The following is a 19,212-nucleotide window of genomic DNA, read 5'->3' on the forward strand; positions in this document are numbered from 1 at the left end:
GTCGCCGTGCGCTCATGGTTGCGTGCGACGAGTCGCGACCCTGACGGCCTGGACCAGGCATGGGTTAGAGTTGCCCGCATGGCAAACGATTCGGTCCCCGACTTGGCCTCGCGCTTGTGAACAGCGAATGAAACTTCGCGCACGGAATCGAAAGAAGGCCCTCCGGTGGCAACCATAGATGCGCATAAGGTTGTCGACCGAGAGCGGCCGGGGGATTTCAAAGCGTCCGCCGAAATAAGAAATCGCCGCAGCCCCGTCAATAACTTTCTGAGCGGGATATGACCCAGACAGATGGACCAATGAAAGCCGTCTTGCTCGCCGGTGGCTTAGGAACTCGCCTGAGCGAAGAAACCACCATCCGCCCCAAACCCATGGTAGAGATCGGCGGACGGCCAATCTTATGGCACATCATGAAACTTTATTCCCACCATGGTATTAACGATTTTGTCGTTTGCTGTGGTTATAAGGGTTATGTCATCAAGGAATATTTCGCCAACTATTTCCTACACATGTCGGACGTCACTTTTGATATGTCCGCAAACGAGATGGAAGTCCACCGGCGCCACGCAGAACCCTGGCGGGTGACCCTGGTGGACACAGGTGAGAACACCCTGACAGGCGGGCGTCTCAAGCGAGTGGGAGGCTATATCCGGGACGATGAGGCGTTCTGCTTTACGTATGGTGACGGGCTGAGCGACGTGAACATCGGCGCGAGCATCGACTTCCACCGCCAACACGGCCGCCTCGCCACGGTTACCGCGGTGCTCCCGCCAGGTCGCTACGGGGCCATAGAGTGCACGGGCGACCGGGTCACGCGTTTTGCCGAGAAACCACGTGGCGATGGCGGCCTCATCAACGGCGGATTTTTCGTCCTGTCGCCCTCGGTGCTCGAGTACATTGAGGGCGACCAGACCTCGTGGGAAGGCCCACCCTTGGCTTGTCTCGCTGCCGATGGCGAAATGATGGCCTTCGAGCACTCCGGCTTCTGGCAGCCCATGGACACGCTTCGGGACAAGAACATGCTCGAAGAACTCTGGAGTAGCGGCGAAGCGCCGTGGAAGTGCTGGCGTTGAACTCTTTCGAGACTGCCTATCGTGGCCGGCGGGTCCTAGTAACTGGCCATACAGGCTTCAAGGGCAGTTGGTTATGTCTATGGCTACATACGCTGGGGGCCGAGGTCTCCGGGCTCGCCCTAGACCCGCCAACCGAGCCCAGTCACTGGGACCTGTTGAAGTTGCCCACCACGGACCATCGGGTCGACGTTCGCGATGAAGCGGCAGTCCGTGGGGCCTTCGCTACAGAACGCCCCGAGATCGTCTTCCATTTGGCGGCACAGCCTTTGGTGCGTCGCTCCTACCGAGAGCCAATCACCACCTGGGCCACGAATGTGATGGGCACCGCGCACGTGCTTGAGGCCGCCCGCCACGCACCCGACGTGCGTGCCATCGTCGTCGTCACGACCGACAAGTGCTACGAAAATCGCGAATGGCCCTGGGCATACCGAGAGCGAGACCGCCTGGGGGGCCACGACCCCTACAGCGCGTCCAAGGCCGGTGCCGAATTGGTGGCCGCAAGCTTTCGCACCGCGTTTCTGCAACAGGCGTCGGCCCCGCTGCTCGCAACCGCCCGGGGCGGCAACGTAATTGGCGGTGGTGACTGGTCCGAGGACCGACTGATTCCAGACCTGGTGCGTTCGGTTGCCTCCGGCGAGCCGCTCGTCATTCGCTCGCCGCACGCCACCCGGCCGTGGCAGCACGTATTGGATTGCCTCAGCGGCTATCTGCTGCTGGGTCAGCGACTCCTCGCCGGCGACGCTGCCTGCGCCGACGCGTGGAACTTTGGGCCAGACGGCGAAGGAAACCGGACCGTCGAGCAGGTCCTCCACGATCTTGCGCACGCCTGGCCACAGCTGCGCTGGCAAGTGACACCTCATCCCCAGCCGCACGAGGCGGCCTTGCTGCAGTTGGACAGCGCCAAAGCGAGGATGCAGTTGGGGTGGCGTCCCGTGTGGAGGCTTGAACAGGCGATCCATCACACAGCCAACTGGTATCGGCTCCTGATGGAATCGGGTGCGTTGCCGAGCACCGAGGAACTCGCGGCCTACGTCGCCGATGCGGCCAGCGCGGGATTAGGTTGGGCGACAACATGAGAATCCTTGACACGCCGCTGGCCGGCCTCAAGATCGCGCAGTCGGTCCCGCACCAAGATGCTCGCGGCGCCTTCACCCGCCTTTTCTGCGCTGAGGAACTGCAGCCGGTGCTGGGCCAGCGCCAGATCGTGCAGATCAATCACTCCCGAACCAGCAGCATCGGCGCCGTACGCGGCATGCACTTCCAACACCCGCCGCACGCGGAGATGAAGATGATCCGGTGCCTTCGCGGTCGGGTCGTGGACGTCGCGGTCGACGTGCGCGCCGGATCCGCAACGTTCTTACAGTGGCACGCGCAGGAACTGGCCCAAGACGACGCGCAAATGCTAGTCCTGCCTGAGGGTTTCGCCCACGGGTTCCAGGTGTTGGAATCCGACAGCGAGTTGCTCTACCTGCACACCGCGTTCTATGACCCGCCCTCCGAAGGCGGCCTACGGCACGACGATCCGCGGCTCGCCATTACCTGGCCATTGCCGCCACAAGATCTTTCGCCTCGTGACCTTTCTCATCCGCTACTGAGTGCCGATTTCACCGGAGTGGCGTTATGAAATGCCGACACTGCGACATGGCCTTGGAACACAGCTTTGTGGATCTGGGCTTTGCGCCCCCCTCGAACGCCTATGTCTACGCCGAGGAGCTGTCCAATCCCGAGGTGCACTACCCACTGCGGGTGAAGGTATGCCACCGGTGCTGGTTGGTGCAGACCGAGGACTACGCTCAGGCCGAGGAATTGTTCCGTGCCGACTACGCCTACTTCTCCAGCACTTCGACCAGTTGGCTCGATCATGCGGCCGGTTACGCGCGCATGATCACCGACCGGCTAAAGCTTGGGCCCGAGAGTTTCGTCATCGAGGTCGCCTCGAACGATGGCTATCTCCTGAAAAACTTTGTAGCAGAAGGGATTCCCTGCCTGGGCATCGAGCCAACGGCAAGTACGGCCGCGGCAGCCGAGGCGCTGGGCATCCCCGTCATGCGGGAATTCTTCGGCGAAGCCCTGGGGCGACAACTAGCGGAGGAAGGACAATCGGCGGATCTGATCGCGGGTAACAATGTGTATGCCCACGTGCCTGACATCAATGACTTCACCCGAGGATTGGTTGCCGCGCTCAAGCCCGAAGGCACTGTCACACTTGAATTTCCGCACCTTGTCCCATTGATCGAGCAGACCCAGTTCGACACTATCTACCACGAACACTTCTCCTACCTGTCACTCACCACGGTGGCCCGCGTCTTCGCCGAAGCCGGCTTGCGCGTGTGGGACGTCGAGGAACTGCCGACCCACGGCCATAGCCTGCGGGTGTACGGGTGCCACACCGAGGCGGCGATCGTCACAACGGAGCGCGTCGCGGCGCTGCTCGCGCGCGAGGCCGAGTTCGGGCTGACTCGGCTGGAGACCTACACCGAGTTCCAGAAGCGTGCCGACCGGGTGAAGGACGATCTGGTGGCCTTCCTGATCGAACAGAAGCGTGCGGGCCGCCGAGTGGCGGCCTACGGGGCGGCGGCCAAAGGCAACACCTTGCTGAACTACGCCGGTGTCAGGCCCGACTTATTGCCGTACGTGTGTGATGCCGCCCCATCCAAGCAGGGGAAATTCCTGCCGGGAAGCCATATTCCGATACGGGCACCCGAGGCACTGTGGGAAAATTCGCCGGACTACGTGGTCATCCTGCCCAGGAACATCGCTCAAGAAGTGCGGACGCAGCTGAAGGATCTTGCCGAGGGAGGCGCGAGGTTCGTGATAGTGGTTCCTGAATTGAGCTTCCTGTGAAATCGCGTATCGCGTACACCAAGCCGTCGGTCACCGAGTTCGAGGTGCTCTCACTGTGCTTTCCGGCGAACTCGACTCTCTACTCCGCCGGAGCTGAGGCTCAATGACCATCACTTTGACGGGAGCAACAGGATTCGTCGGAAGACAGATTCTGTGCAGCCTTCTCGAACGGGGCTGCTCCGTGCGGGTGCTCGTTCGCGATCCGTCCCGTCTGCAGAGTATCCCGGCGCATGCAGCATTAGAGATCGTGCACACGCCCGACTTGTTTGCAGAGGCACCCGACCGATTGGCGGAGTTGCTCGAAGGGTCGGAAACGTTGATACACGCAGCTTGGTATGTGGTGCTGGGTGAACACTACAAATCGCCCCTGAACCTTGCGTGCCTCACCGGCACCCTTAATCTTGCTAACGGGTTTGCGGCGGTCGGGGGCAAACGATTCGTTGGTATCGGAACCTATGCGGAGTACGATCCCTCCGCAGGCCTGTTGACGACCGATACTCCGTTGGCGCCAAATACTTTGTACGCCGCCTGTAAGGTATCGGCCTTTCAGGTGCTGCGTTTTTTTCTTGGCGCGGAGAACATCGACTTTGCCTGGTGCCGGATCTTCAGCCTATATGGGGAGGGCGCAGATGAGCGGATGCTGGTGGCGTACATCCATAGCAAACTGCGAGCTGGGCAAGAGGTGCTCCTCACTCGCGGCGAGCAGGTACGTGATTTTCTTGATGTGAAAGACGCCGGTCGGATGGTCGCGGATGTAGCGCTGGGACAGCAGCAGGGCGCGGTGAACATCTGTTCGGGTGAACCGACGAGTGTTAGACAACTCGCCGAACGCATTGCCGACGAGTACGGTCGCCGTGACCTGTTGCGTTTTGGGGCCAGGCCCGAGAACCCTTTCGACCCACCGCGGGTAGTCGGCGTGCGGGAGAGATTCGCAAAATGACGAAGAACCAATACAACCTGATCGGAGTCGCGCGTGGCTGATTTTCCAGAGGCAGTCGTAAACCGCCTCAATGAGTTTAAAGAAGAAGTGGTAAACCGGGTCGATGCCATGTCACGCAATGACCGTCTGCAGGCGGAGGCTGCCGAATTCATGCGGACCTCAATGCGATGCCAGTATCCATACAACTTTTCCTGGATGTCGCGGCCGATCATCCAGTACCCCCAGGACATGGTCGCGATGCAGGAGTTAATCTGGCGCGTCCGTCCCGACCTCGTCATCGAGACCGGCATCGCCCATGGCGGATCGCTCATCTTCAGCGCATCCATGCTGGCGCTGCTGGATATGGCTGACGCCATCGAATCAGGCACCACGCTCGATCCAGGTAAGTCCAATCGCAAGGCGTTGGGCATTGACATCGATATCCGCGTGCACAACCGTGCGGCCATCGAAGCACACCCGATGGCCTCGCGCATCCAGATGATCGAGGGCTCCAGCATCGCGCCCGAGGTGGTGGAGCAGGTGCGCGACATTGCTGCCGGCTACCAGCGCGTGCTGGTATGTCTGGACAGCCACCACACTCACGCCCACGTGTTGGCTGAGTTGGAGGCCTACGCCCCGCTGACCTCGGTGGGCAGCTACTGCGTGGTCTTCGACACCGTCGTCGAGGATTTGCCCGCCGACATGTTTCCCGACCGCCCCTGGGGTCCCGACGACAATCCGAAGACCGCCGTGCGGGAATACCTCAAGACCCACCAGGAATTTGAGATCGACAAGAGTATCCAGCACAAACTGGTGATTACCTCGGTGACGGATGGGTTTTTGCGTAGGGCGGTCTGAGACTGCTGGCGATGCTGGGTGAATTCGTGGGTACGCAGCTACGGTCCCCGCAGCAGTCGATGAGTTCGTCGTCCTCCGCGCACGATAGTCCGCGGTATATCAACCGCTGATCAAGGCGCGATCGGCCAGCGCACCGACTACCGGTGCCAGAATCCGGACATACTCTGACGTCAGATGATTCCGGTCGAAATAGACCAGACTGTTTCCCACGATGACCGGACAACGCTCGGCAGCGCAGAAAAGCTCGGTGATGTTCGCGTATTGTCCACCGCTGGCCTTCGTAGCAACGGTCTCAGCGACGATGCCGGGCTCTTTCACCGCCATCGACCTAGGCGGCGAGCAGAATGTCGCGTCATCGAGGTGTCTGGAAAGGCAGTCCGACGGTACTGATTGCGGATCCGGTATCGGTCCGAGGACCAATACCTTCGCACCAGTGCCTCGCAGCAACTGCACTAAGCGAGCCATGCTGTCGATCCATGCTGGGTCGTACGGCGTGAAACCTGCCGGGAATCGGTAGCGGTCATCTGAACCTAGGACGCCACCGTATCGCCGCCACACGCTAAGGACGATCAGCTTCGGGTGCTCGGTCCGCAACCGGGCGACGATTTGATCACGCCAATCATTGCACTCGAAGTACTCCCGATGGGAGGTGAAGTTGATAGTGGGCACGTCCAACAACGGGCAGCCAGCCCTGGCGAGCATCTCCAGCCGCCAGTGCCGCTCAGTGGCGATCTGTTGGAACCCCGGATTCCACATCGCCGCGTTCGAGTCGCCTATCAGAGCCACAGTCGACGTCGAGGCGGTATCGCCAGCCGCGCATTCGGGATGTCCAACTTCGATAAATGTGCGCATGCAGCCGTTGAGGAACAGGGCCTTCTGTTCGCCTTCCGCGCGAGTCAGCGATGGGTCGAGGTTCGACGGTACGGCTTTAAGCCCCGCCGATGCCGCGACCGCGGTCTGCACCTGAGCGAACCCCAGCTGCACCGCTGCCTCGTAGGTGTCCATGGCGGCGCCCGAGGCGACAGGCTCCACAGTGATCTTCAGCGCCGCAGCTGCCGGGCCGCGTCCGACCGGACTTGGCACAACGATCAGCAGCGCGACACCCACACCGACGGCGACCGCGGTGGCCACAGCGCCCAGCGCGAGACTTCCGATGGCCGACCGGCGTATCGGTGCGGCGAATCGCAGCGGGTTCTCGATGAACCGCAAGGTGAGCACTGCCAGCCCGCCTGACACCAGGACCGTTGCCAGCCGGCCGATCAGCCCCAGCGGGTGGCCCACCAATAGCGCTGCGAACAGCAGCACCGGCCAGTGCCACAGATACCAGGAGTACGAGATGCGGCCGATCGCGCGCATCGGCGACACTGCCAGCACGCGGCCGCATCCCTGGGCAGGGGCGGCGCTCCCCGCGCCAATCAAAAGCACCGCGCCCAGCACCGGCAACAGCGCGGCAGTACCTGGGTATGGCGTGGTAGCGCTCAATTGGGTGCAAGCCAGCAAGATCAGACCCAGCCCTACCCATCCGATGATCGCGGCGACTCGCGGCGGCAACCGGCGCCATAGGCCGGCGGTCAGGGCCACCAGTCCACCGGCTGCCAACTGCCAGGCCCGGGTGGGAAGCGAAAAGAACGCCACAGCAGGCACCAAGTAGGTGTCCAGCAGTGACAGCGCAAACGATAAGACGGCTACTAGTGCAAGCACCATCAGATATGGGCGCGGCGACGAGGTAGTGGCACGGACCTTGGTGAAGCGACGCACGCCCCGGATGAACCAGGCCGTGCCGATGATCAACGCCGGCCATATCAGGTAGAACTGCTCCTCGACGCCCAACGACCAATAGTGCTGGTACGGCGACGGCGGTATCTGGCCGCCAAAATAGTCGACGCCCTGCATAGCGAAACGGTAGTTACTGACATACAGTGCGCTGGCGATACCGTCACCGATGATGGTCCGAACCTGCAGCGGGGGCGACAACACCACCGCACAGATCGCGGTGACGATGCCTACCGTGGCCGATGCCGGCAGCAGTCGGCGGGCCCGCGCGCCATAGAAGCGGCGCAGGCCGACGGCGCCGGTAGTGCTCACCTCACGCCACAGCAGCCCGGTGATCAGGAAACCCGAGATGACGAAGAACACGTCCACGCCGACGAACCCACCGCCGACGCCGGGCACACCAGCGTGAAAGAGCACTACGGCGACTACCGCGACGGCGCGCAGGCCCTCGATGTCTGGGCGATATCCCGCTTTTGCCGAGCGTTGGTCCAGTACTTCTTCGTTAGGGCTAATGCTGTCGGCTTGGCGCATGGTCACCAACCCCGGTAATAACGAGGCCTTCTGAACCGCCGCTGCCATAAATGCTCGGGCACCCGTCGACCAACCAACCATCCGACGCTGCCGGACCTTGGCGTTGCGTACACCACGAGTCGGGCTGCCGGGATGCTGACGAGCATCGTCGCCCCCTGATAGACGGCTGAGATAATTTTGGTAGCTGCAAGATAGCGCACACGCCACGGCTCTGTCCTGGGTTGCGGATGGAGTCTCCTATTGCCGACTTCCAACATCAGATACCAACTCGGCTTCCGAAAACGGACAGCTTAGGCCGGACTTCCACAGAAATCGAGGCGCCGACTCTTCCAGGTCGGCGGCCAAGCTACGGCCGCAGATCGTGAGGTTTGCAACCAGGCGCGGCTACGAGATAATTACGCCGTTTTCAAATGCGGCCCAAGTCAGGTCCCAAATTGGCGCTCGAGCGCACTTGCGACCCGCTCTGACTCCTCCGCTAGCTATGCTCAAGCACTTATTTGATATTGCGCAGCATTCAGTTGCCCCTCAGCATTGGGCGCAGACCGGCCTTGTACCGCTGATACAACGTGGTGAATGCTTTCCCGTAGGCCCCGCGCAAGTTGAGTAACACGAGACGAAACAATAGTGACACTCTGTCAATCAGAGGAAAAGACTTGGCGAATTTGAGCGCATAGGCCGAGAAAGTGAAGAACGGCAGTACAGCTTCGATGCGGCCATTTACGAGAACTCGCCATGCGTCCGGGCGCATACTGGCTCCCAACACACCGAGTTCCAACCAGCCGTCATCGGTTCGATTTATGTTTCCACGCGAGGCAAGGAACAGCACGATCGCCCAATCTGCCGCCCAGAATGACTGGCCGATGAAGAGCCATACAAGTCGCATCCCAACCGCTCAAGCAGCGCCACCATCGAACGGCCCTCGAACCCGGTGTGACCGGTCAGGAACACACGTTTGCCGGCGACCGGAGCGCCGAGGGGACGGGAGTTCAAGTCAAGACCTCCCACGGTGCTAGACCTCGCTCCGGTACGCGGCCCGCAGAACAAACGGGCAGCCGTGCCGTGCGTACGCAATTTCCATTGCTCCGCGCCTAGCTATCCGCCGCCCACCTGCCCTGTCTCGTCACCACGGCCAAACCACGCCAGGTAAGGGCACCGCGTCGCGCGCGGCTTCGCTCGCTGGTTACGCTGAACGCGCCATACGTTCTGCTTGTTTTTCCGTCCGTTGCTTTCTGACGTCGCGGGAGATCCCAGGAGGGTTGGATTGAGAGCGCTCATCTGCGGCATTTCCGGCCAGGATGGCGCTTATCTGGCGCGCCTGCTACTCAGCAAAGGTTACGAGGTTTTCGGCACATCGCGCGATGCGCAGATCGGTGGCTTCGGGAACCTGGTACGGCTGGGAGTCCGTGACCGTGTGCACCTGGAATCCATGGCGGCCAATGATTTTCGCAGTGTGCTCAACGTCCTGCGCAGAACAGATCCCCAGGAGATCTACAACCTGGCCGGACAAAGCTCGGTCGGATTGTCGTTCGAACAACCGGTCGAGACCCTCGAGAGCGTCGCGATCGGCACTATCAATCTGCTTGAAGCGATCCGCTTCCTCGACAAGCCCATTCGCTTTTACAGTGCCGGCTCGAGTGAATGCTTCGGCGACACAGCAGGCGGCGCCGCGAATGAAGAAACGCCGTTTCGTCCCCGCAGCCCCTACGCCGTGGCGAAGAGTACGGCGCACTGGCTCGTCGCGAACTACAGAGCCGCATATGGGCTCCACGCGAGTACTGGCATCTTGTTCAACCACGAGTCACCGTTGCGTCCTGAGCGCTTCGTGACTAAGAAGATAGTCGCGGCTGCGGTCCGGATCGCCGGTGGCGAGCAGTCACGTCTCACGTTGGGCAACATTCAGATCAAACGAGATTGGGGATGGGCACCGGAGTATGTCGACGCGATGTGGCGAATGTTGCAGCAACCCACGGGCTCTGACTTCGTGATCGCTACGGGTGAGAGTCATACTCTCGAGGAATTCGCGGCGACTGCGTTCAGCCAGGTGGGTCTCGACTGGCGCGAATACACGGATCTTTCCGATGCGCTAAGGCGCCCTTCGGATCTCGCCGAAGGGCGCGGTGATGCTTCCAGAGCTGGGGAACTTCTCGGCTGGTCGGCGACCTACCGAATGAGTGACGTCGTGAAGGCGATGGTCGAGGCCGAGTGGGACCGGACTGTGCGCTCGTGAAAGTAGCCTTCGATCACCAGATCTTCTCTTTCCAGCGGTACGGCGGTGTTTCGCGCTATTTCTTTGAGCTCGCGAACCGCCTGCCCGCATATGGAGCGTCGGAGGTGTCGGTCGTTGCACCCTTGTACGTCAACAAGTACCTGACACAAGACTCCGCGCGCTTTGCTACGCGAGGCAAGCACGTGCCCTACACATTCGGCGGGCTCCCAGTGGTCTCAGCTGTTAACCGACTTCTCGCGCCGCTGGCGTGGCGCGGCGCGAATCCGGACATTGTGCACGAGACCTACTACGCCGCAAAGCCTGTGGGTCGGGGCCGGCGTCGCGTCGTGACGGTTTACGACATGATCCATGAACTGTTTTCGGCGGAGTTCCCCGACGCCGCACAAGTGACCGCCGCCAAACGCGCCGCAGTCGACCGCGCCGATCACGTGATTTGCATTTCCGAAAACACGCAGCGTGACCTAGTACGTATTTACGGTATCGCCGCGAAACGCACGAGCGTTGTTCATCTCGGTCATTCGATCACCACAGAGACGAACAGGCCCACCGAGGAGTGCGGCAAGCTCAGGCCTTCGCTTCTCTATGTGGGAAACCGCAGGGGCTACAAGAACTTCAGCACGCTACTGAAGGCGTACGCCAGCTCCCCCACATTGCGGGAGTTCGAGCTAACCGCCTTCGGCGGACACCCGCTGCTGCCCGACGAGCAGAAAGAGATCTGTGCGTTGGGCATTGCCGACCGGGTGCGGTATGAGTCCGGTTCGGATCAAGAGCTTGCCGAACGGTACCGAGCGGCTGCCGCATTTGTATGCCCGTCGATGTATGAGGGCTTCGGACTTCCCCCGCTCGAAGCCATGAACTATGGCTGCCCCGTCGTGTGCAGCAATGGGGGCTCGATTCCCGAAGTGGTCGGGGACGCCGGCGTCTACTTCGACCCGAAGAGCCCCGAGGATTTGCGCACGACCCTGGAGCGTGTCGTTACGACGCCGGAGTTACGGTCGGATCTGCGTGAACGCGGGTACGCAAGGATCGGCACATTTTCCTGGGACAAGTGCGCTGAGGAAACCGCACGAATCTACCGGGAAATCCTGTGACCGCAGGTGTGTAGACCTCGCGATGTTTATAGCGGGCGGTATCGAGAAGTCTGGTTATCTATTGCAGGGCAGGCGCTTTCGCTAATTCACAGCCCGTGTCCCCGCGCGTCACCAAAATCCAAGCTAGCGTCTGCACCTTTCAGGATGAACTACCGCACCACGCCGCACGGCGGGGCAGCACCTGCCGCCGGCGAACAACTAGCCGGAGCCAATGGGCGGTGGCCAGTTCGAAATTGACGACGAACACCCAGCCACCAGTCAACGAACCAGAGATAATGACCGCTGACGTCGCCTGCGCTGACAACTGAAAGGCAACGATTCGCGATGAAATTCGCCCTGGCATGCTATGGATCTCGCGGAGACATCGAGCCCTGTGCCGCTGTCGGCCGCGAGCTGCTGAACCGCGGGCACGAAGTGCGAATGGCCGTCCCGCCGGAACTGCTCGACTTTGTCCAGTCCGCAGGGCTTGAGGCGATGCCCTACGGGCCGAATGTGCAGTCGTTCTGGGATGCGGAATTCCTCCGCAAGTCCACCTGGACTGACTTCCGCCACAACTTCTGGAAGGTCCAAGGTCCGATCAAGCTACTGCGCGCGGCGCTGGAGCCCATCAACCACCACTGGGCGCAGATGGGCACGACGCTGAGATCGCTGGCGGACGGGGCTGACCTGCTGTTAACCGGCCTGACTTTCCGGGAGGCGGCGGCGAACGTCGCTGAGTATTACGACATTCCGCTGGCGATACTGCACCACTTCCCGGTACGGGCCCACGGCCAGCTCGGCCGGATACTCCCGGCGCCTTTGACCCGCTCCGCAATGACGGCCATGGAGTGGGTGGTGTGGCGCATGACCAAGGATGCAGAGGATGCGCAGCGCCGTGCACTCGGCCTGCCCAAGGCGACAGTCCCCGCTCCGCAACGAATCGCACGGCGCGGGGCGACGGAAATCCAGGGCTACGACGAGGTTTGCTTCCCCGAGCTGGCGACCGAATGGGCGAAAGAAGAAGTCCGGCGACCCTTTGTTGGCACCCTAACGATGGAGTTAAGCACGGACGCCGACAGCCAGGTCGCGTCATGGATTGCGGCTGGAACACCGCCGATCTGCTTCGGTTTCGGGAGCATCCCGGTCGAATCCGCCGCCGAAACGGTCTCCATGATCAGCGCCGCCTGCGCACACTTGGGCGAAAGGGCCTTGATCTGCTCCGGTGGGACCGACTTCAGCGAGATCCACCACCCTGACCACGTCAAAGTGGTGGGCACCGTGAACTACGCAGCGACCTTTCCGGCCTGCCGCGCGGCGGTCCACCATGGAGGCGCGGGCACCACAGCCGCAAGCCTGCGCGCCGGGGTTCCGACGTTGATCCTCTGGAGCACCGATGATCAATCGATCTGGGGAACTCAAGTCAAAACATTGCGGGTGGGCGCCGTCCGGCGCTTTTCGGAGACAACCCAGGAATCGCTGATGGAGGACCTGCGCCAGATCCTCGCGCCGGAGTGCGCCACGCGCGCCCGCGAAATCGGTAGCCAAATGACGACATCGGCCGAGAGCGTCGCCCGCGCCGCAGACCTGCTGCAGGATCTCGCGCGCTCAAGGGGTCGCGTCTGATCGTGGCGTCCGATGCCTCAGGCGGGCGGTCGCGGGACGAAAAAGTAGTTGTAGCGATTGTCGCGGTGCTTCTCGTAGGGCATCAGCCCTGCGTCGTCCATCGCATCAAGGTTTAACATCGACGATCCCGATGCGTAGACGTATGGCTCATACCCATAAGCGCGGATGTCTTCGACGGTGCCGATCGGATCGGGATTCGAGTCAACACCCTCGAAGATCTCCACCATCAGAACCGGACGATCCCGCAGTAGCAGCTCGGCGGCGCCGGCGATGACCGCACGCTCGAGCCCCTCGACGTCGATCTTCAGCAGACCTACCGGGAGGGGCAACTCGACCGCGAGAGCGTCGAGCGTGGTGCACGGCACCTTGATCTGGTCGCGAATCGGAACGTGATGAGTGTCCTTCAGCGAACTGAACCCACTATCCGCGGCGACGAAGAAATTAACCTCGCCGACGGTATCCCCGGCGGCCGTGCGGAGAGTACGAACGCGATTCTGCATACCGTTCGCGGCCACATTCGCCTCCAGCCGCGCAAATGTGTCCGGCGCCGGCTCAAGAGCGACGACCGGCGCCAGTCGTGCCCAGGCCAGACTGTGTAGACCGACATTGGCGCCGACGTCGACGATGCAGCGATCCGGATAAAGCGCACCGAAGAGCGCTGCCGCGATGTCGATCTCGGCGTCCTCGAAACCGCCGGTCACCCGCACGACGCGGGCGATGACCGAACCCGGCTCGAGGGTGACACGGAGGCCACGCCAATGCCACGGAGTCAGCCCACCAGGCAGAAAGCGCCGAAGACCGCGGGACAGGCCCCGGGGCACGGTCATCCAACGCTGCACTCTCTCAGACAGATGCGTCCGGTGTCGGGGCCCGTGCCCACACCCAAGCTCTGCCAACGCCACTCAGCCTCCCCTGCCCTGCCGGGCGACGCTCGCGAAACCGTAAATATCCGATGGCCGCGCCGCCCTCGGATGCGCCGACAGTACCAGCACCCCCATTATCGGCGCGGTGCCTCGCAGAAAGTTCCGGTCGTAGACCCCAATAGCCAACAGCCAGTTGAAATCGCGACGAACCCCGGGTCCGGAGACGAAGAACCAGCAATAATGCCCCTGATGTCGCCTACACCGCACAAAACATGAAAGGCTTCGGTCCGAATGAAGTTTGCCCTGGCATGTTACGGAACACGTGGCGATATCGAGCCGTCCGCCGCGGTCGGCCGCGAGCTGCAACGCCGCGGGCACGAAGTACGCATGGCCGTTCCGCCCGAACTGGTTGAATTCGTCGAGTCGGTTGGGCTTCAGGCCGTCGCCTACGGCCCGGAATTCAAGGATTACCTGGACGAGGAATTTGTCCGCGACCTGTGGGCGCGGTTCCTCCGTAACTTCTGGACGATCCGTGGCCCCATCGAGTTGTTGCGCGAGGCGTGGGCGCCGGTGACCAAGTATTGGGCGGAGATGAGCGCGACCTTGAAGTCACTGGCCGAGGGGGCCGACCTGCTCTTCACCGGCCAGATTTTCCAGGAGCCCGCCTCCAACGTCGCGGAGTACTACGACATTCCGTTGGCCACGTTGCATTACTTCCCGATACGGGCCAACGGCCAGCTCGTCCGGATGGTGCCGTCGCCGCTGGTTCGCTCCTCGATGACGGTGACCGAGTGGGTATTTTGGCGGATGACGACGAAAGCCGAGGAGGAACAGCGCCGAGAGCTGGGCCTGCCCAAGGCGAAACATCCCGCGCCGCGGCGGATCGCCGAACGCCGATCGCTGGAAATTCAAGCGTACGAAGAGTTTTGCTTCCCGGGACTAGCCGCGGAATGGTCGAAATGGGATGGACAACGGCCATTCATTGGAACGCTGACGCTGGAGTTGCAGACCGATACCGATGACGAGGTCGCGTCGTGGATCGCTGAGGGAAAACCCCCCATTTGCTTCGCCTTTGGCAGCATCGCGGTCGAATCTGCCTCCGAGACAGTCGAAATGATCGCCGCGGCTTGCGCAGAGCTGGGTGAGCGCGCGTTGATCTGCGCCGGCGGGAGCGACTTCGGCGAGGCTTCCCATCTCGACCACGTCAAGGTCGTCGGCACGGTGAACTATGCGGAGACCTTTCCGGCCTGCCGCGCGGCGGTACACCACGGAGGGGCCGGAACCACCGCCGCCAGCCTGCGGGCGGGGGTACCGACGTTGATTCTGTGGACCACCGGCGATCAGCCGCTCTGGGGAGCGCGGATCAAGCAATTGAAGGTGGGCGCCTCTCGGCGACTCGCCAGCATCACCCGGGAGACACTGGTCGCCGACCTGCGCGAGATCCTCGTCCCCGAGTACGCCGACCGTGCCCGCGACATCGCTACACGGATGACCAAACCCGCCGACAGCGTTGCTGCCGCCGCGGACCTGTTGGAGGACGCGGTGCGCCGAAAGGCGTCGCTGACCGACGCGCGATAGGTGCTAGCTGATATCGGGTGGCGACTACTTGCGCCAGAACACGCCGCTGCCGTCGATTTCCACGATCTCGGCCGTTATGCCGTGTTTCTCGCGGTAGTCCGAGACGGCCTGCCGACAGTAGGGAAGGTTGTAGTCGTCGATGATGCAGAACCCCCCGGTCGATAACCGCGGGTAGAGCCCGTCGAGCCCCTGGATCGTGGATTCGTAGAGGTCACCGTCAAGCCGCAACACCGCGATCTGATCAATCGGGGCATCGTGCAGCGTGTCCTTGAACCAGCCAGGAAGAAAACGGACCTGCTCGTCGAGCAGACCGTAGCGTTCGAAGTTTGCCCTGACTTGCGCCTCCGACACCGCCAGCACGGGCGCAAAGCGATGTAGCCCCATGTTGTGCCAAGGCAGCTTGTCCGCTTTGTAGTTGTCGGCGTCCGGCGGTGGCACGCCTTCAAACGAATCGGCCAGCCACACCGACCGCGTCTTATCCCCGTAGGCTGCCAAAACCGCGCGCATCAGGATGGAAGCCCCACCACGCCATACGCCACATTCGACCAGGTCGCCAGGAACATCCTCGGCCAGCACCGTCTCAACGCATTCCTGCAGGCTGGTCAGTCGCTGCATGCCGATCATCGTCTCGGCCTCGACCGGCCAATCCAGCCCTAACTCGCGCCGACGCTGATCGAACGGCCGTTTGCGCACCAGCATGAGGCTGCCGGCCTTGAAGAAGGGAAGTCCCAGCAACCAACCCAGCGTGAGCCGCTGCTCCGGCGACCACCCCACGGGGACCAACTGGTCCATCCCGTATCTGGTGAGGTTGCGCCGGATCAGGTCGAGGTACAGAGAACGGGCGGCGCGATCGGTCTCAGTCGTTTCGCGGTCGGTGACGGACAAAATTTCCCCTTACAACGTCGCATGAGAGTACCCACCCGGCGATGAGTCTAGACGTCCATCGACGGTGCTCAGGCCTTTCCGCGTTTCTCTTGATCAGATCGCCGACACCCGTTGCCGCGGCGTGTTGGAGCCGTTGTCGTCCCGGCTGCCAATTGCCGGAAGCCTAACTCGACACCGCCACGCTCGGCCCTGCTACCGGGGCGACGCCCCTCCGCTTGAGGCGCGACTTCAACGACATCGCGGGCTTCTCCACCAAAAACCAACTGAGCGCGGCGACCGGAAGGGTGGCGACAGCCGCGATGACCGCGAACACCATCGGATTCAAACTGGCCAGCCCACCGATGACCAGCAACTGCTGAATCGGAAAGGCATAGATGTACACGCCGTAGGACAAATCCGTGCGCAATCTCAGACGGGTGCTGTGGATGAGGGCGCCGGAAACCAGCAGCGCGTACGCCAACGGAAGCGCGGCTACCAGGCGATAGTCCGACAATAGGCTCGACGCTAGAACGACGACCACGCTTACCGCGACAAGTGGCCATCGCGCGGGAATCACGTTTCGAACCTGATACAGGAGCGCTCCGGCGAGAAACATCACCGCAAACCGCGTGGCGGCATAGGCGAGCATCTGAGTAAAGGTCGGCTCTGCGGGCAGCGTCACCAGCGCCGCCAAGGACAGCGCCACTGCGAACGCCGCGGGAATCAGCCAACGACGGCGGAGAAGTCCGACGACGCCGAGAACAGCGATGGCGATGTAGCAGAACACCTCCCAGATAAGGGTCCAGATCGAACTGTTCCAGTAGCCCGGATACGGGATTCCGGTTGGCGTCCCGCCAATGTCGAACTGAATCCCGCCGACCGTGGGGATGTTGTTGAGGACATACGCGAACGGCGCGCCGGACCGCATCAAATTGGCGGCCGATCCGCCCTGAAGCGAGATCCCGATGGGGGCGACGACAAACGCCGTCACGATCAGGCAGACCCACACACCGGGAAGGATGCGAAGAGCCCGAGCGACGAAGTAATCGCGGAGCCGAGGATTGTTGAACCAGCTCGCCGTAATCAGGAATCCCGAAACCGCGAAGAACCCGTCAACGAATACCTCACTGAGAAGTTGACGGACCGGCGCGAAGGGAACGTGGTGGCCGGTAGTCAGGAACGAGTGCCACACAATCACGCCGGTCGCCAGCGCTAACCGCCACGCGTTCAGTGCATTCCGGCGCGGATCGAATTGCTCCCCGAGTGTCATGCTCCCCCAAGTATCGTCGCTTTGCCGAGTTACGATCCCATCGACGCGACAGCGACTTTAGGGTCGCATTCATGCTAAGTGAAGACGGAGCCGCTAACTGGCAAACGGAGTTGTTGGCCAATGTTCGCCCCGGAGCCGCAGCGGAAGACCTTTGTAGGGCGGCTGCGCTCGTGCGTGCCCGCAGTGGATCGGCTCGACGGCCTGTGGCTCTGGTGGCGATTCGTGGGTAGGCCGTCGTCGCCGCGGCGGGAAACGCCAGGCAAACACCCGGTGGCCGTCGACATCGACAAATGTTACGGCGCTGAAACGGTGCGCCTGTTTCGGCGTTCTTCGCGTCGGGCATAATATCGCGATGAGTAGGACCCGACGTGCTAGTAAGCCCGCCCCAGGATCTTTACTCTTTGATCCTGAGCGAACGCAGATCGATCAACGCACTACAGCCACTCGCACCAAAGACTCGCTGCTCAACGAACCCACAGTAGCCCGCAATCGGGAATCGCTTTCTGAGAAGTCTTATCGGCGAAGGGGGCCCGACCTGGCTTCGGATCATCTTGCGACAAATGGCCACACTGCGAGGCCGCGCGAGGCGACAAATGGCGCACAACCCGAGGCTCCGGTCCGCCCGATCGCACTGTTTGTCATGGGCATGCCCCGCTCGGGGACGTCGGCGCTCACCCGGATCGTCTCACTGTGTGGCGCCGCTCTCCCGGCCGCGATGATGGGCGCCGACTCGGGCAACGCTCGGGGCTACTGGGAGCCGCGCAAAGCCCTTCGTCTCAACCACGCGATCCTGCACCGTCGCGGCAGCAGCACATACGACCCTTCGCTGCGCCTGCAGGAAGACGGCGCGTTCGGCGCCGCCGAGAAAGAGGCATGCATCGCCGAGATCGCCGAGTACCTTGACACGCTTCCCGAGGCTCCCCTCGTGATCATCAAGGACCTGCAGATCACGGCGCTATCCGACATGTGGTTCGAGGCGGCGCGACTCGTCGGATTCGACGTCGCGGCCGTGATTGCGGTGCGCCACCCACAGGAGGTGGCGGCGTCGCTCGGCGCACTCATGCACGCCACACCGGAGCTCGCGAGTGCGTTGTGGCTCAAGTACAACCTGCTCGCGGAAAGACAGACACGAAACGTGCCGCGCGTGTTCGTCGACTACGCAGATGTGTTGGACGACTGGCGCCAAGAGGTAGCGCGGATCTCCGCGTCAATCGGCATCGATCTGAGCACCCACGACGGGGAACTCGTTGAGGAGTTCCTCACCGAGGATCTTCGGCACCAGCGACACTGCGGGCCGGTCCAGGAGCTCTTCGGCGCAGATTGGATGTCCACGGTCTACGGAGCACTGCGTGTCGCCACGCGGGACGAGCCCTTGGATACGTCTGCGCTGGATCGCGTTTTCGAGGCATACAGGGCTAGCGAACTCGCCTTCCGGAAGGCATTCGAGGATTTCCACCATCACTCGAACAACATGCGCGTCCGAATCTTCCGGCCTTTCATCTGGAAGCTGATTGAGCTCATCGCCATTCTCAAGCGGCGCCGCGGAACCTGGGCCTAGATTCAAAACCTAGCGTCACGGCACCGAAATCGCGCTGACCACAATACGAATGCGGCGCGCGCACAATCCCATCGCGACGCGGCCGCGGAAGCTATGATCTGACGCGACCGCCCCTCGGCAACGCGCCCCGATCACGTTCGTGCTGGGCGAGACGAACAGGA

Annotated in this window: 15 protein-coding genes and 1 pseudogene; 11 read left to right on the forward strand and 5 right to left on the reverse strand. The window is 62.1% G+C overall.

Features of this window, described 5'->3' with window-relative positions; all coding sequences use genetic code 11:
- Positions 1 to 299: 299 nt before the first annotated feature.
- The 6 genes from rfbF to MNAB215_RS26475 all read left to right on the forward strand — a co-directional run bounded on the left by rfbF (position 300) and on the right by MNAB215_RS26475 (position 5,694).
- Positions 300 to 1,073: a glucose-1-phosphate cytidylyltransferase gene (gene rfbF / locus MNAB215_RS26450; protein WP_077082362.1), complete on the forward strand. Its 774-nt coding sequence runs from the start codon at positions 300 to 302 to the stop codon at positions 1,071 to 1,073.
- Complete coding sequence (rfbG, locus tag MNAB215_RS26455) at positions 1,061 to 2,149, forward strand: CDP-glucose 4,6-dehydratase (RefSeq protein WP_245830484.1); 1,089 nt, start codon at positions 1,061 to 1,063, stop codon at positions 2,147 to 2,149. Before rfbF ends, rfbG begins: the two co-directional genes overlap by 13 nt.
- Positions 2,146 to 2,697: a dTDP-4-dehydrorhamnose 3,5-epimerase family protein gene (locus MNAB215_RS26460; protein ID WP_077081406.1), complete on the forward strand. Its 552-nt coding sequence runs from the start codon at positions 2,146 to 2,148 to the stop codon at positions 2,695 to 2,697. The genes rfbG and MNAB215_RS26460 overlap by 4 nt, the downstream gene beginning before the upstream one ends.
- Positions 2,694 to 3,917, forward strand: coding sequence for a class I SAM-dependent methyltransferase (locus MNAB215_RS26465; RefSeq protein WP_281253350.1), 1,224 nt, complete (start codon positions 2,694 to 2,696; stop codon positions 3,915 to 3,917). The genes MNAB215_RS26460 and MNAB215_RS26465 overlap by 4 nt, the downstream gene beginning before the upstream one ends.
- A gap of 103 nt (positions 3,918 to 4,020) precedes the next feature.
- Positions 4,021 to 4,857 (forward strand): NAD-dependent epimerase/dehydratase family protein, encoded by an 837-nt coding sequence (locus MNAB215_RS26470; protein WP_077081408.1) that lies wholly within the window; start codon positions 4,021 to 4,023, stop codon positions 4,855 to 4,857.
- Positions 4,858 to 4,890: 33 nt separating this feature from the next.
- On the forward strand, positions 4,891 to 5,694 hold the full coding sequence (locus tag MNAB215_RS26475; protein WP_245830408.1) for a cephalosporin hydroxylase family protein: 804 nt from the start codon (positions 4,891 to 4,893) through the stop codon (positions 5,692 to 5,694).
- Between the two features lie 99 nt (positions 5,695 to 5,793).
- Here the strand turns inward: MNAB215_RS26475 and MNAB215_RS26480 are convergent, their stop codons facing one another.
- A complete protein-coding gene (locus tag MNAB215_RS26480) occupies positions 5,794 to 7,998 on the reverse strand; it encodes an acyltransferase family protein (RefSeq protein WP_083746371.1) in 2,205 nt (734 codons plus the stop codon).
- Between the two features lie 514 nt (positions 7,999 to 8,512).
- On the reverse strand, positions 8,513 to 8,881 hold the full coding sequence (locus MNAB215_RS26485; RefSeq protein WP_245830409.1) for a hypothetical protein: 369 nt from the start codon (positions 8,879 to 8,881) through the stop codon (positions 8,513 to 8,515).
- Between the two features lie 378 nt (positions 8,882 to 9,259).
- Here MNAB215_RS26485 and MNAB215_RS26490 point away from each other — a divergent pair, with 378 nt between their 5' ends.
- From MNAB215_RS26490 to MNAB215_RS26500, 3 genes are all read left to right on the forward strand, one after another.
- On the forward strand, positions 9,260 to 10,225 hold the full coding sequence (locus MNAB215_RS26490) for a GDP-mannose 4,6-dehydratase (protein WP_165691616.1): 966 nt from the start codon (positions 9,260 to 9,262) through the stop codon (positions 10,223 to 10,225).
- Positions 10,222 to 11,316, forward strand: a complete 1,095-nt coding sequence (locus MNAB215_RS26495) for a glycosyltransferase family 4 protein (protein ID WP_077081412.1) — start codon at positions 10,222 to 10,224, stop codon at positions 11,314 to 11,316. The genes MNAB215_RS26490 and MNAB215_RS26495 overlap by 4 nt, the downstream gene beginning before the upstream one ends.
- Positions 11,317 to 11,640: 324 nt before the next feature.
- The gene (locus tag MNAB215_RS26500; RefSeq protein WP_077081413.1) at positions 11,641 to 12,918 is read left to right on the forward strand and encodes a glycosyltransferase; all 1,278 of its coding nucleotides are present in this window, start codon (positions 11,641 to 11,643) and stop codon (positions 12,916 to 12,918) included.
- A 17-nt stretch (positions 12,919 to 12,935) separates the two neighbouring features.
- On the opposite strand, the pseudogene MNAB215_RS26505 reads toward MNAB215_RS26500, so the two are convergent.
- Positions 12,936 to 13,739, reverse strand: a pseudogene (locus tag MNAB215_RS26505) (FkbM family methyltransferase); the annotation flags it as partial.
- Positions 13,740 to 14,072: 333 nt separating this feature from the next.
- Between MNAB215_RS26505 and MNAB215_RS26510 the strand changes: the two are divergent.
- A complete protein-coding gene (locus MNAB215_RS26510; RefSeq protein ID WP_077081414.1) occupies positions 14,073 to 15,359 on the forward strand; it encodes a glycosyltransferase in 1,287 nt (428 codons plus the stop codon).
- A gap of 24 nt (positions 15,360 to 15,383) precedes the next feature.
- On the opposite strand, the gene MNAB215_RS26515 is transcribed toward MNAB215_RS26510, so the two are convergent.
- Together MNAB215_RS26515 and MNAB215_RS26520 are read right to left on the reverse strand one after the other, a co-directional pair.
- Entirely contained in the window at positions 15,384 to 16,244 is an 861-nt protein-coding gene (locus MNAB215_RS26515; protein ID WP_077081415.1) for a TylF/MycF/NovP-related O-methyltransferase, read from the reverse strand.
- 163 nt (positions 16,245 to 16,407) lie between these two features.
- The gene (locus tag MNAB215_RS26520; protein WP_077081416.1) at positions 16,408 to 17,493 is read right to left on the reverse strand and encodes an acyltransferase family protein; all 1,086 of its coding nucleotides are present in this window, start codon (positions 17,491 to 17,493) and stop codon (positions 16,408 to 16,410) included.
- A 646-nt stretch (positions 17,494 to 18,139) separates the two neighbouring features.
- On the opposite strand from MNAB215_RS26520, the gene MNAB215_RS26525 reads away from it, so the two are divergent.
- Positions 18,140 to 19,051 (forward strand): sulfotransferase family protein, encoded by a 912-nt coding sequence (locus MNAB215_RS26525; RefSeq protein ID WP_083746372.1) that lies wholly within the window; start codon positions 18,140 to 18,142, stop codon positions 19,049 to 19,051.
- Positions 19,052 to 19,212 lie beyond the last annotated feature (161 nt).

Origin of the sequence: Mycobacterium numidiamassiliense (assembly GCF_900157365.1) — a bacterium.
Classification (GTDB): Bacteria; Actinomycetota; Actinomycetes; order Mycobacteriales; family Mycobacteriaceae; genus Mycobacterium; species Mycobacterium numidiamassiliense.

Bases quoted from the DNA above. Each gene is read 5' to 3' on its own strand.
- rfbF (WP_077082362.1), top strand. From the start codon at position 300: ATGAAAGCCGTCTTGCTCGCCGGTGGCTTAGGAACTCGCCTGAGCGAA.
- MNAB215_RS26460 (WP_077081406.1), top strand. From the start codon at position 2,146: ATGAGAATCCTTGACACGCCGCTGGCCGGCCTCAAGATCGCGCAGTCG.
- MNAB215_RS26465 (WP_281253350.1), top strand. From the start codon at position 2,694: ATGAAATGCCGACACTGCGACATGGCCTTGGAACACAGCTTTGTGGAT.
- MNAB215_RS26470 (WP_077081408.1), top strand. From the start codon at position 4,021: ATGACCATCACTTTGACGGGAGCAACAGGATTCGTCGGAAGACAGATT.
- MNAB215_RS26480 (WP_083746371.1), bottom strand. From the start codon at position 7,998: ATGCGCCAAGCCGACAGCATTAGCCCTAACGAAGAAGTACTGGACCAA.
- MNAB215_RS26485 (WP_245830409.1), bottom strand. From the start codon at position 8,881: ATGCGACTTGTATGGCTCTTCATCGGCCAGTCATTCTGGGCGGCAGAT.
- MNAB215_RS26500 (WP_077081413.1), top strand. From the start codon at position 11,641: ATGAAATTCGCCCTGGCATGCTATGGATCTCGCGGAGACATCGAGCCC.
- MNAB215_RS26510 (WP_077081414.1), top strand. From the start codon at position 14,073: ATGAAGTTTGCCCTGGCATGTTACGGAACACGTGGCGATATCGAGCCG.
- MNAB215_RS26520 (WP_077081416.1), bottom strand. From the start codon at position 17,493: ATGACACTCGGGGAGCAATTCGATCCGCGCCGGAATGCACTGAACGCG.
- MNAB215_RS26525 (WP_083746372.1), top strand. From the start codon at position 18,140: ATGCCCCGCTCGGGGACGTCGGCGCTCACCCGGATCGTCTCACTGTGT.